10 protein-coding genes and 1 tRNA gene are annotated in these 13,066 nt (G+C 32.9%); 9 read left to right on the top strand and 2 right to left on the bottom strand.

What is annotated here, in order from left to right; translation table 11 throughout:
• The first annotated feature begins 162 nt into the window (after positions 1–162).
• The 6 genes from NH26_RS11965 (at position 163) to NH26_RS11940 (ending at position 5,596) form a co-directional block, all read left to right on the top strand.
• On the top strand, positions 163–849 hold the full coding sequence (locus NH26_RS11965; protein WP_044224090.1) for a hypothetical protein: 687 nt from the start codon (positions 163–165) through the stop codon (positions 847–849).
• Between the two features lie 175 nt (positions 850–1,024).
• The gene (locus NH26_RS11960; protein ID WP_084812156.1) at positions 1,025–1,687 is read left to right on the top strand and encodes a carboxypeptidase-like regulatory domain-containing protein; all 663 of its coding nucleotides are present in this window, start codon (positions 1,025–1,027) and stop codon (positions 1,685–1,687) included.
• Between the two features lie 383 nt (positions 1,688–2,070).
• Positions 2,071–3,096 carry a rod shape-determining protein gene (locus NH26_RS11955; RefSeq protein WP_044224091.1) on the top strand — a complete coding sequence of 342 codons (1,026 nt, stop codon included), beginning with the start codon at positions 2,071–2,073 and terminating at the stop codon, positions 3,094–3,096.
• 285 nt (positions 3,097–3,381) lie between these two features.
• Entirely contained in the window at positions 3,382–4,239 is an 858-nt protein-coding gene (gene mreC / locus NH26_RS11950) for a rod shape-determining protein MreC (protein ID WP_044224093.1), read from the top strand.
• Between the two features lie 3 nt (positions 4,240–4,242).
• Entirely contained in the window at positions 4,243–4,773 is a 531-nt protein-coding gene (locus NH26_RS11945) for a hypothetical protein (RefSeq protein ID WP_044224094.1), read from the top strand.
• A gap of 19 nt (positions 4,774–4,792) precedes the next feature.
• Positions 4,793–5,596, top strand: coding sequence for a DUF2059 domain-containing protein (locus tag NH26_RS11940; protein ID WP_044224095.1), 804 nt, complete (start codon positions 4,793–4,795; stop codon positions 5,594–5,596).
• Positions 5,597–5,770: 174 nt separating this feature from the next.
• On the opposite strand, the gene mnmA is transcribed toward NH26_RS11940, so the two are convergent.
• Positions 5,771–6,976 carry a tRNA 2-thiouridine(34) synthase MnmA gene (gene mnmA / locus NH26_RS11935; RefSeq protein ID WP_044224097.1) on the bottom strand — a complete coding sequence of 402 codons (1,206 nt, stop codon included), beginning with the start codon at positions 6,974–6,976 and terminating at the stop codon, positions 5,771–5,773.
• 286 nt (positions 6,977–7,262) lie between these two features.
• Here mnmA and NH26_RS11930 point away from each other — a divergent pair.
• A tRNA-Leu gene (locus tag NH26_RS11930) sits at positions 7,263–7,347 on the top strand.
• 208 nt (positions 7,348–7,555) lie between these two features.
• On the top strand, positions 7,556–9,949 hold the full coding sequence (locus NH26_RS11925) for a GAF domain-containing protein (protein ID WP_052432042.1): 2,394 nt from the start codon (positions 7,556–7,558) through the stop codon (positions 9,947–9,949).
• Positions 9,950–10,124: 175 nt separating this feature from the next.
• Here the strand turns inward: NH26_RS11925 and NH26_RS11920 are convergent, their stop codons facing one another.
• Entirely contained in the window at positions 10,125–12,170 is a 2,046-nt protein-coding gene (locus NH26_RS11920) for a BatA domain-containing protein (protein ID WP_084812155.1), read from the bottom strand.
• Between the two features lie 232 nt (positions 12,171–12,402).
• On the opposite strand from NH26_RS11920, the gene NH26_RS11915 reads away from it, so the two are divergent.
• Positions 12,403–13,011: an OmpH family outer membrane protein gene (locus tag NH26_RS11915; protein ID WP_071397152.1), complete on the top strand. Its 609-nt coding sequence runs from the start codon at positions 12,403–12,405 to the stop codon at positions 13,009–13,011.
• Positions 13,012–13,066: the final 55 nt, after the last annotated feature.

The following is a 13,066-nucleotide window of genomic DNA, read 5'->3' as shown; positions in this document are numbered from 1 at the left end:
AGGTGTACATACTACATTTTTTTACTTTATGGCTAAATAACCTTACATCGAATTAGGCATGATTTTTTTAGGTGATTTAGTAACTAACTTTTTTGTAGTGTTATAATAAAAAACTGACTGTTTTATAAAGAACTATCAATACCGTGAATCTATCTGTGTAATATGAAACTTAGAGTAATTATATTTCTACTTGTAATAGCAAGTAGCTATAACGTCAATGCAGGCAATGACCCACTAAAAAAACCTAAAGTTTGGGAAATGCTTAAAGAGTCTCCATCTGATGAGGGACTTTGGGCTGCCTATGTAGGTAAGTCATGGGTTTGCATGACGATTCATGAAAAGGAACAGATTGAAAAGTGGCAAGCTGAAATAGAAGCCTCTAGACCTGCTCCAACTAAAAATTTAAATCCAGAAGTTCATGTAGCAATGACCGCTGAACTTAAAAAAGAAATAGAAACTCAGGTTTTTGCCGAAGATGATGAATTTTGGGAAGACGAGGTAATGCAATCATCAGTATCACAACAAGAACAAGTGAAAATTGAAGCTGAACTTCAAGAACACTTTGAAGCGTTAGAAGAAAAAATGGTGCAAACTCCAAGTATGATTAATATCCTTTCAAGAGATTTAAGAAAAAACTTCATTTTAATTGAAGACGAATTTGATATGGAGTATGAATCTTTAGGGAAGGTATATACAAGCTATTGGGAAAAACACCCTAATGGAAAATATTCTCCGGAAAAATGGGTTTATGAGAAAAAATTAGAACTGAAGTCTTTCAAAAAAGAAGAGTTCGAAAAAATTAAATCTTCAATGATTGCGTCTGTTTCGTCTTCGAAAACAACGCATTAATCTAATTTTTCAAAAAAAAGAACAAAAAAATAAAGAAAAGCCTCAATACAACCTTTTTGGTATTGAGGCTTTCATTATATTTGAAAATAACATTTGTGAATTTATTATCAAGGGATAAAATGATTTTAGATGTTGTTTGATATAGTGATTATCCCAAATTTTTTATTAACACATAATGACTGAACTTAATAGTACACCAAAATATTACAAGTACCTTCTTATCTTTTCAATTTTTACATTATTTATTTCTATTGATGTAAAAGCACAAGGAGAACAAAATTCAATACAGTTTTCTGGTATTGTAGTAGAAGGAGATAGCTCTTACGGTGTTCCTGGAGCTCACGTTTATATTAAACAAGCAGGTAAGGGTACCGTAACTAATCACGCCGGCTTTTTTACTATGCCTACGCAAGTAGGAGATACTGTTGTCGTATCTTCAGTTGGTTTTGCCAAGCAAGAAATTGTAATCCCTAAAAGGGATGACCTTGGTTTTACGGTTTTAATTGAGATGAGAGAAGATGTAACAGAATTACCTCTTTTAGAAGTATTTCCTTATCCTACAAAAGAAATTTTCGAAGAAGCTTTTCTTGCTTTAGGTGAGCAAAAAGATCAAAGAATCGAAAATATGGAAAAGAACCTTAGTCAAGAAAAACTAACTATGATGTCTAATGCTCTTCCAATGGGAGCAACAGGTAACTATAAATATTATATGAACTATCGGGCAGATCAAATTGCTACCCAATATTTCATGGAAACAGCTAATCCTCTCTTAAACCCTTTCGCATGGCGTGATCTTATCAGATCGATTAAAAAAGGAGATTTTAAAAGTAAAGATTAATTAAAAGTGGATAGAATGAATCACTTCTATTTACTTTTTTAAATTATGCTTTTTGTTCATTAATAGTGTGGTATTCAAAGTAAAAGTGAAAAGCTCTCGTTAGGATTTTAAAGTTTGATTTTTGTATTAGCAAGAGTTTTATGATTTTATAATAGGTTTATTGTGTTACTTTTCAATAATGTGAATGTTATGGAAAGAAATTTGTACACAATTAAATACCATACCCTTTTATCGTTCTAGTAATTGATTAGTGCGATAAGTAATTTTTATTTTTAATTTGATTTTACCTTAGTCATTTTTTAAATAGATAGTTTCTGATAACTCTTAGAGTGTTTTGATGCGGTTTTCACTAATTTTTTTCGAATTAAAAAGCGTAAATTTTAATGGGCTTCTTTGATTTTTTTACTACCGACCTAGCTATTGATCTGGGTACTGCAAATACACTAATCCTAACCAAGGGCAAGATTGCCGTGGAGGAACCATCTATTATTGCTTTAGACCGTCAGTCGGGTAAAGTAATTGCTTTGGGTGCTAAAGCCATGCAAATGCATGAAAAAACGCATGAAAATATAAAAACAATTAGACCACTTAAAGATGGTGTAATTGCAGATTTCCATGCAGCTGAGCAAATGATTCGTGGTCTGATAAAAATGTCGGACAATAAAAAAAGATTCTTCATGCCATCCCATCGTATGGTGATTTGTATCCCTTCAGGAATTACAGAGGTAGAAAAAAGAGCGGTACGTGATTCAGCAGAACATGCTGGAGCTAAAGAAGTATATATGGTACCAGAACCAATTGCAGCAGCTATTGGTATAGGTATTAATATAGAAGAGCCTATGGGTAGTATGGTTGTTGATATTGGTGGTGGTACTACTGAGATTGCAGTCATAGCTATGTCAGGAATTGTATGTGATCAGTCTGTAAGAACTGCTGGTGATGTATTCAATAGAGATATTCTAGATTATATGAGACGTCAACACAATTTATTAATTGGTGAGAGGTCTGCAGAGAAAATAAAATTTGAAGTAGGAGCAGCACTGGCTGAATTAGATGATGCTCCGGAAGATTATGAAATTAGAGGTCGTGATCTTTTAACAGGAATACCTAAGGTAATTAATGTTTCTTATGCTGAAGTAGCCTTTGCATTAGATAAATCAATTTCAAAAATTGAAGAGGCAATATTAAGAGCTCTAGAGACTGCACCTCCTGAGTTATCAGCAGATATTTATGATAGAGGAATTCATTTAACAGGAGGCGGAGCCTTGCTAAGAGGTTTGGATAAAAGGATTTCGTTAAAGACGAAGTTACCTGTTCACGTTCCCGAAGATCCATTAAGAGCAGTTGTTTTAGGAACAGGTTCTGTTTTAAAAGAACTCAATAGATTTAAAGGCATTTTGATCACTTAGTGATGAAAAGAAAACTCTTTGTAACAAGCAAGGAGTTTTTTTTGCACTAAATCTTATAAATAATTAAGAAAAAAGAGTTCTTCGGCTTAACTTCTTAATTCTTTTGCATATTTCATTAAATTTGTCAACAATCGGGAACGATAGATGAATCTTCTACCAACAAAAGTTTAATAGATATATTTTATCATTTAACACAAGTAAAGTAATTGATTTATCCATTGTTTACCTAGTTCACTTTTTTGAACGTTAGAAAACCTTTTAAATAGGTCGCTTTTTTAATACTCCATGAGTCAATTATTTGCCATTATTTTTAGATATAGAGTTTTCCTACTCTTTGTCTTTTTGGAATTTGTAGCAGCAGGTTTGGTAGTGAACAATAATAGTTACCAAAGATCTATTGTGTTATCTTCTTCCAATACATTTGTGGGAGGTATTTATAATACTACCTCTAATATATCACAGTACTTTAACCTTACCGAGGTAAATGAAGGATTACTGGATGAGAATGCTATTCTTAGAAAACAGATTGAATTATTGCAGATAGGAGAATCTACTGATTCTCTTAAAACCACTGCAAAAGAACATATCACAAATTTATTTTACGGAATGTCTGATACTGTTGCATATGATTTTATCCCTGCAAGAGTCATCAATAATTCAATGTACCGTTCTGCTAACTACATTACTCTAAACAAGGGTAGAAAAGATGGAATAGTTGAGGGAATGGGATTAATGACAAAAGAAGGAGTTGTTGGGCAAGTAAAGACAGTATCAGATCACTTTTCAACTTGTTATTCATTACTTCATAGAGATATGAATGTATCTTCAGAATTAAAAAGAACAGGTGATTTGTGTACAGTGAAATGGGATACACAAGATCCGGCTACAGCATCTGTAAATTATTTACCATTACATTTAGATATTAATGTGGGTGATACAATTACAACCTCAGGGTTTAATACAGTATATCCTGAAGGAGTAATGCTTGGAGTTGTATCAGAAGCAAGTAGAGTACCTTCTGAACGTTTTTGGTTAGTAACAATCGACGTGTCTGTAGATTTTTCAAAACTACATCATGTATATGTAACGAAATCATTATTTCGAGCAGAAAAAGATTCCTTAGAACAAATAGCAGAAGAATAAGTAATGGGAAGAGAAACATGGTTAAAACAGGTAGGAGTTTTCTTTGTCTACCTATTCGCTCAAGTAGTATTTTGTAGAAATCTTACTTTTTTCGAAGGTAATGTAATGATATTCCCATACGTTGCATTTCTTGTACTACTACCTTTTGGAGCCAATAACATGAAGTTGTTGAATATAGCTTTTGCTATGGGGTTAATAATGGATATTTTTTATGATTCAATAGGAATACATTCAGCTGCTTGTGTTGGTATGGCTTTTACAAGGTATCAAATAATGAAAGTAACAGCTCCTAGTAGTGGTTATGATTTATCAGATGTACCTTTGATAGGTCAAATGGGATTTGGTTCTTTTGTTACATTTGTTATTCCTCAGGTTTTAATTCATCATATACTTCTTTTTTGTATAGAGGCGGCAGATTGGGGTTTTATGCCTAAGGCACTATTAAGAGCTTTTTTAAGTAGTATCGCTACTTTATTAATAATATTAGCTATACAATACCTTTTCTATAGAGGATTCTCTAAAAGAAGGATATAATCAGACTAAATTTTTTATAATGAACAAATCAACTTTATTTTTATTGATAACATTATTTGTTATCAACTTGTCTTCTATTGCTCAAACATCAAGCAAGTTAGTGACACAATTGATGGAAGAGTCGGGGACTGCTGCTCAATTTGATCAGTTGGATCAGATGATCGATGCTCAAATTGCACAAAGTACTGCGCAGATGTCGCCTGAGATGATTGAGTCTTTTACAAAGGTGATAAAAACATCAATGAATGGTGCTGCCATGAAAAAATCTTATCATGATTATTTCACTAAAAATTGTTCAGAGGATACAGTAAAGATGATTTTAGATCTTTATAAAAAACCTTTAGTTGTTAAAGCGAAAAAAATGGAAGTGGCATCTCAAGATCCCGCTAATCAAGCAGATCAGATGCAATTTTTTCAAAACTTACAGGCAAATCCTCCTGCAGAAGAACGAATTTTACTGATAGCTACCTTGAACCAAGAATTGGGGACAATGGAAATAATGGCGGAGTTATTAAGTAATATGATGTATGCTATGATGAAAGGAGCCAACTCAGTAGCTCCAGAAGGTGAACAAATGACCGATGATCAATTAAGAGCACAAATAGCTCAGGCGTTACCTCCAATGGCTATACAACAAATTCAACAACAAATTATTGCAGTCTCTATCTATACTTATAAAGATATGTCTAATGATGAAATAAAAGATTATACTCAAATATGGGCAACCAAAGAAGGTAAATCATTTATCAGAAATTCTAAGAATGCTTTTAACTACTCTTTTGAAGCAGTAGGTGAGAAAATAGGAAAAACAATTGTGAAATAAAGGAAGAGGTTATCTCACAATCATATAAAAAATAGATCTACATGAATTTGTAGAGAGTTTTATAAGAATGTCGAATAATAACAATTATATATAACGTTATCGTAGACATTTCCATATTAAGAGAAAGGGAGTCAATATTAATTGACTCCCTTTTTATATTTAAGCTGTGTAGAGTTATCTATTGATTACTCCTGAGCCAATTAATTCATCATCAGTGTACCAAGTAACAAACTGACCAGCAGAAATACCAGATTGTTTATCATCAAATACACAGTATAAGCCATCTTCTTCCATATAAAGTGTCACCTTTTCTAAAGGTTGTCGATACCTTATTCTCGCCATGTATTCACGAGATTCACCAACTTCCATTTTAAGGTCTTTTCTCACCCAATGGATTTCATTATTTTCTACTTTTAAACCTTGTCTATTTAAACCAGGGTGCTGATCACCTTGACCTGTATAAATAGTATTTGTTTCTGTATCGGTTGCTATTACAAACAATGGGAGAGGAGTTCCTCCTACACCTAAACCTTTACGTTGGCCAATTGTATAATAATGAGCACCTTGATGTTCCCCTACTTTTTTACCATAAGTCGGTTTGTATTGATAAGGAGAAGTTTCTAAGGCTAATTTTTCTTTTTCCGAATTAGCTTGATTAAGAGCGTCTTCTCTTTCTTTATACATTTGATGATCGGCAGCAATTTCTACAATATTACCCGTCTTAGGCAATAATTGTTGTTTTAAGAAATCAGGTAGTTTTACCTTACCGATAAAGCAAAGTCCTTGAGAATCTTTTTTATTGGCTGTGATCAAATCTTGTTCAGCAGCAATTTCTCTTACTTGAGGTTTTGTCAATTCTCCAATAGGAAATAATGCTTTTGATAATTGCTCTTGACTTAACTGAGATAAGAAATAACTCTGATCTTTATTTCCATCGACTCCAGCTAATAAACGAAAAACTTCTTTTCCGTTTTCATCAATGAAACTGTCTTTTCTACAATAATGCCCCATCGCTACATAATCTGCACCAAGGTTCATGGCAATATCCATAAAGACATCAAATTTTACTTCTCTGTTACAAAGAACATCTGGATTGGGTGTACGTCCTTTTTCATATTCGGAGAACATGTAATCGACAATACGTTCTTTGTATTGTTCAGATAGGTCAACACTTTGGAAAGGGATATTTAATTTGTTAGCTACAAGTAGTGCATCATTACTATCATCAATCCAAGGACATTCGTTTTGAATGGTTACACTACCGTCGTGCCAATTGATCATGAAAAGACCAATTACATCATAGCCTTGCTCAATTAGAAGGTGAGCTGCTACACTTGAGTCTACTCCACCGGAGAGACCTACTACTACTCTTTTTGCCATAACTTTTATTGCTTACAGGGGGTTAAGGTCCCTTTTCACACAAATCGAAAAAATTTTTTCTTATTTCTGAAAAAACTTCAACAAAGATATAAATTTCTTTTTATCAAGTACACATATTTTATTATCAATGACTTAACACTTCTGAATACGTTAAAAGTACTGTAGAGAGTATGTATAGGGAAATAATATTCACTTTTATTTAGTAGAATTTTTCTAAAAGTACTTGTGTAGTATAATTTAATCGTGCATATTTGCATCGCTTTAAAACAAAAAGCCACCAACAAATGCGGGTGTGGTGAAATTGGTAGACACGCTAGACTTAGGATCTAGTGCTTCACGGCGTGGGGGTTCGAGTCCCTCCACCCGCACCAAGAAAGGTTGATAGAAATATCAACCTTTTTTTTATGCCTAATTTTTTGAGAAATTTATTTCATTTTCATCAGTCTATATCATTATATATAGGAACTAATTATTTTTTACTCTATCCCTAAAAAATACTTTTCCAATTTCGACGTTCTTTTATAACATGGTACTTGAATTGCATGATGCAAATAGGAGAAAAGCCTTCTAGCATTTTTTATGGAAGAAAAATTATCAAATAGCAAAGGGTCTGGCCTAAGGGTAAAAGACCTAAGTATAAGAATTAAAGTTTTACTTAATCTATTACTTATAGCTGCACTTTCTAGTATAGCAGTAGGGTTATTAGGGTATTACTCTGCAAAAAAATCTTTAGAAGAAGCAGTGTTTGCTCAACTTACTTCTGTGAGAGAAGTAAAGCGTAGGTCATTAGAAAATTATATTGATAATGCCAAGAAGCATATTAGTGTGTTGGCTCAAAGTAGAATGGTTTCTGATGCTGTTCTTGAGTTCTCTTCCGCTTTTGAAATCATGGACTATTATTATGCTCCAGGAAAAATTGTAAAAATGCGTTGGGGGCTAAAAGATTACTATCGTTCTACTATAGATAGAAAATTAAGCGACCATGAAAACTTCTCTAAGCAACTTATTAACTCTGTAGATGATGCCTCTGATAAGATGGTCATTCTCCAAAATCTTTATCTTACAGAGAATCAAAATCCCATCGGTAAAAAAGACTTATTGAATAGAGCCAACGATCGAACGGCATATTCTGATATTCATGAAAGATATCACTCTTCTTTTAGAAGGTATTTAAAAGCAGAAGGTTTTGCTGATTTATTATTAGTGAATGTATCTTCGGGAGATGTTATCTACTCGGTTTCTAAAAATGCTGATTTTGGTACTAATCTAATGGATGGTGTTTTTAGACAATCGGCATTAGGTCAGGCTTTTACATTGGCAAGAAACTCTATTCGCCCTAATATGGTTATTCTTTCTGATTTTGTATCATATGAAGGAGCTTATGGAAATTTGCAACTGTTTTTTGCTGCTCCGGTATATGATAATACAGGAAATGGTTTAGAAAAAGTAGCTGTATTAATAGGTACTATGCCATTATCTGAAATTAATAAAATCATGACGGATGATGGAGATTGGGTAGAAGAAGGACTGGGAGCCACAGGAGAGACTTATCTAGTAGGTAAAGATCAATTAATGAGAAGTGATGCTCGTCTATTTGTAGAAGCATCTGATAAATTCAATCAACAACTACTCGATTTAAATGTATCGATTGATGAAATAAATCAAATAAAAGCACTAAGAACAACTGTTTTGTCTAAAACGGTCAACACCGCACCTGTGATAGATGCTCTTAAAGGACATTCAGGTAATGTGATCGCAAAAAATTATTTAGGTCAAGATGCGCTTAGTTCTTATTCTTTATTAAAAATTAGAGAGCTACCATGGATCATTATTTCAGAGATTGAAGAAAATGAAGCCTTTGCCTCAATTGAAAAACTAAAACTTAATGTGGCGTTAGCTACGATAGTTATTTTTATTATTGGGTTTATTGTCTCTAATGCCTATTCAGCCAATTTTACAAGACCAGTAGAAAAATTACAAAAGGCGATTTCACGTTTAGCAAAAGGAGATGTTTCTTCTCATATTAATGTGCCATCCGGCGATGAAATAGGTAAAACAATCAATAATATGAATATGTTGATTGAAAGGACGAAACAAACTTCTGACTTTGCCAAAAAGGTGGGTAAAGGAGATTTTAATACTGATTTTGATACTTATGGCAATAAAGATGTATTGGGTAACTCATTGATAAAAATGAGAGACCGATTAAAAGAAGTTTCAATCGAGGATCAACGAAGACAATGGGTGAATGAGGGAATCTCAAAATTTGCCGAAATCACAAGAAAGTATCTTGATAATGTAGATGGTCTTTATGAAATCGTTTTAAGAGAACTGGTAGATTACCTTAATGCTAATCAAGGAATGATGTTCTTGGTTGAGGAGGATAATAAAACGACAGAAAAATTCTTAGAGCTAAAAGCTTGTTATGCTTTTGACAGAAAGAAATTCTTGAATAAAAAGGTCAATTATGGTGAAGGTCTAGCAGGTAGGTGTTGGCAAGAAAATGAATCACTTTATATAGATGATTTACCAGAAGATTATTCAAAAATAGTGACAGGTTTAGGTCTAGCATCACCTAAAAGTCTTTTACTTGTGCCTTTAAAATTTAATGAAGAAGCATTAGGAGTAATAGAATTGGCATCGTTTAATACTGTTGAACCTTATATGATTGAATTTGTAGAAAGGGTATCAGAAAGTATTGCGTCTGCTATAACATCTGCCAAACATAATACTAGAACAGCTAAACTTTTGGAAGATTCTCAAAAGTTAACGCAAGAACTTAGAATACGTGAGGAAGAAATGCTTCAGAATACAGAAGAACTTCAAGCCACTCAAGAAGAGATGGAAAGAAGGCAGAAAGAATTAGAGGATGTGAGAAAAGTTCTTCAGAAAGAAATAGCAATGAAAGACGAACAGATTCTTTATTATAAATCACAGATTCCAAATGATGATGAGGAAGAAGGTGAGGATTAAAGAAGACTGATTGAAAGCATAAGAAAAAACTCCACTATTCTATAAATGAATAGTGGAGTTTTTTCTTGCTCAATTTTGAAAATTATCATTACTCAAATGAGCTTTATGTGTATTACAGTAACTCCAAAGAATTAGAAATGAACTATTATCATTTTATCTTATTTAGATCACAAGATTATTTTGTTTTCCAAAATCTGATTATTGCCATTTCGATTAATAGAAATAGTAAAGCAGTATATAAGAAATATTTCCAGATAGGCTGAGCGATATTATTCTCTTTAAAAACTTGTTGGAAACTATCCGCTTTTAGATTGTCATATACTCTAACATTTTTGAACGTTTCAAGCTTTTGAGATAATTCAGAAGAAGAATAGGCTTCTAGTTGAGATTCTCCCTTAGCATAATTGAAAGCAATATATCCAATAGCTTTATCTTCTCCATCTTTAATAATTTCATATGACCCGGCTTCCATGTCATCAGAAGGTAGTTTTAATGTTAAGACATCAGCATTTACTTTTTGACTAGGAATAATCTCTATTTCCCCTTTTCTTAATTTGTAAATCACGCCTTTTTCTAACCCATCAATTCTTACTCTAAGATTCTTTTCATCAAACTTATATGACAGTTTATCCGATTGAGTTTTACTTAGAATCGCCATTCTATACATTACAGGAACAAACAAAGCATGTCGGCCAAAGTTGCTATAATTAGGCAAAAGTGGAGTAGAAGCAAAGTAATTATTTTGTAAGGCATTTTCCTGAATAGATAAGAAACTTTGACTGTTCTTATAGCTTAATAAAGTTCTAACTCCTCTTCCTTGCCATTTATAAAGAGGCTTTCCTTCAGGCATACTCATGTTTTTGACTCTTTTTTCAAAAACATTCGCAAAAAATGGATCTTTAGATGGAGGAACTTGCGTACCTACCATTGTCGCATTTTCTTCTATTGTATTTTTACTGATAAGTGTACCAAACGCATTAGAATAGCTGTCGATGTCAAGATCCTTTGAAGGGAACACCGCGATATTAGTTCCATTTCTGATAGCATTGACAATAACATTATTAAGCGATTCATTGATATAGTCTACATGATCAAGTACTAATAAATCAGCTTCATTTGTAGCAGTATAATCGATGGAATTGGACTTAAAAGTTGTCGCATTCAAAAAGCTTTCGTTTTTATAAACGGTGGATAGGTAACTTTTTGGATTATCAGAAATGATAGCAATGTTGATTTTTGGAGATACATTAAGAATAAAGTAATGATCATTATCGAAATCCACAGGGTAATCTGATATATTAACTCTACATTGTTTATTTCCAGGGTCACTAATCGCGAATGCCATTTCAACAGTTTTAGTATCTCCAGCAACAAGGTTGATGGTAGTGTTTGAAGACTGTACTTTATCTACAAATAAAGTAACTTCTCTATCTTCAACATCTGCATTTCCTAAGTTGGATATTCTAACGTTGAGCTTGTTGTTTTCTTTTTGTTTGATAAATGGTTTATCTAACCAAACAGAGTCTATTCTTAAATTTTCCATTTTATCTGCAGCCAAAGGAATCAAGTGATAATTGGTAGCAGAATCAAATGCTATATTTTCTAATAAACCTACGGTCGATTTTTGAAAATCAGATATCCAGAAAACTTGTTTTCCTTCAAATATTTTTTCTCTTAGAAAGGCATCTTGAGAGAAATTATCAAGTTCTGATATACTTCTAGTGAAATTAGAATAGTTGAGTCCAATTACTTCCTCCTCAGCTCTATCGTGATTCATGAAATACCTAGAAGCACCTGTCAACCGGTTATCCATTACTTGATAGTTATATCCTACAGGAAAAACATTGGGAATGTTTCGACCAATATCTTTAGCAGCATCAAAAAGTGTTTTTGCATTGCGTTCACTTTGCATACTATAAGAGTTGTCGATGTATATACTTACTTTCCCTTTATCATTTTTAAGTAGTGCATATCCGTTTTCTTTTGGAATATAGGGGCGAGCAAAAGCAAGAATAGCCATCAGAATAAATAGCATTCGGGCAATCATGACCAATATTTTTTTTAATCGGTCTTGTGCATTGGACATCTCTTTTACAGTTTGTAAAAAAGCGACATTTGTAAATTTCACTTCAGCCGATCGCTGAAAGTTGAACAAATGTATAATAAGGGGCACTATCACTAGAGGGAGTGCATAAAGAAACGCAGGGTTTACGAAGTTCATAGAGTAATTTAGAGGTTTCTCTGCTTAATAGTCTACTAATTTCATCATTTTTATTAAAAAGTACCTATTAAAATACAATGAAAGAATAGGACTTTTTACACTTTCAATGAATTAACTATATTTGCACCGGTGAAAATCAAAAAGAGTAGATCATTAAGGACTTTTTGAAGGGAATATTTACTCGGGTTAACTCATCATCAAAAGCATCTTATTTATTTAAATAATACATACTGTGAAGAAATTATTATTAGCAGTTGGCATCATAGCAACAATGTTTGCATGTCAACAACCACAAGCTCAACAAACGGCTTCTACTGGTAGTGCAGCTCCTGCAATGAAAATTGCTTATATCAATAACGATAGCTTGTCTACTTACTACAAGTTTGGTGAAGATCAATATGCAGAGTTCCAAAAGAAAATGGAAAAAGCTCAAAAGCAATTGCAATCTCGTATGGTGAAATTACAAGGTGAAGCAGCTAATTTCGAAAAAAGAGCTAGAGCTGGTTTGATGTCTCAAAATGAGATCAAAAGAAAACAAGAAGAATTGGGATTAAAGCAACAAAAATTACAAGCTGCTCAACAATCTCAAGCTCAAGGTTTACAAGCTGAAGAAATTTCTATTCAAGCTGAAGTTAGAAAAAGAGTAAAAGAATTTTTAGATAAATATTCTGCTGATAAAAACTACAGTATTGTATTAGGATATAGTGATGGTGTAACATCAACTGTAATCTGGTCTACTCCAAACGTTGAAGATATCACTCAAGATGTAATTGACGGTTTGAATAAAATATATGAGGATGAGTTAAGTGCTCAATCTTCTGAAGAAAAAGGTAAGAAGTAATTTTTATCTTTTAAGATATAGAATCCGCAATGCTAAGAGTATTGCGGATTTTTTT

The sequence above is a fragment of the Flammeovirga pacifica genome (assembly GCF_000807855.2).
In the GTDB taxonomy this organism is placed as follows: Bacteria; Bacteroidota; Bacteroidia; order Cytophagales; family Flammeovirgaceae; genus Flammeovirga; species Flammeovirga pacifica.
This window is presented reverse-complemented; position numbering and strand designations above follow the sequence as displayed.

Coding starts and splice junctions, on each gene's coding strand:
- NH26_RS11965 (WP_044224090.1), top strand. CDS start 163: ATGAAACTTAGAGTAATTATATTTCTACTTGTAATAGCAAGTAGCTAT.
- NH26_RS11960 (WP_084812156.1), top strand. CDS start 1,025: ATGACTGAACTTAATAGTACACCAAAATATTACAAGTACCTTCTTATC.
- NH26_RS11955 (WP_044224091.1), top strand. CDS start 2,071: ATGGGCTTCTTTGATTTTTTTACTACCGACCTAGCTATTGATCTGGGT.
- mreC (WP_044224093.1), top strand. CDS start 3,382: ATGAGTCAATTATTTGCCATTATTTTTAGATATAGAGTTTTCCTACTC.
- NH26_RS11945 (WP_044224094.1), top strand. CDS start 4,243: ATGGGAAGAGAAACATGGTTAAAACAGGTAGGAGTTTTCTTTGTCTAC.
- NH26_RS11940 (WP_044224095.1), top strand. CDS start 4,793: ATGAACAAATCAACTTTATTTTTATTGATAACATTATTTGTTATCAAC.
- mnmA (WP_044224097.1), bottom strand. CDS start 6,976: ATGGCAAAAAGAGTAGTAGTAGGTCTCTCCGGTGGAGTAGACTCAAGT.
- NH26_RS11925 (WP_052432042.1), top strand. CDS start 7,556: ATGGAAGAAAAATTATCAAATAGCAAAGGGTCTGGCCTAAGGGTAAAA.
- NH26_RS11920 (WP_084812155.1), bottom strand. CDS start 12,170: ATGAACTTCGTAAACCCTGCGTTTCTTTATGCACTCCCTCTAGTGATA.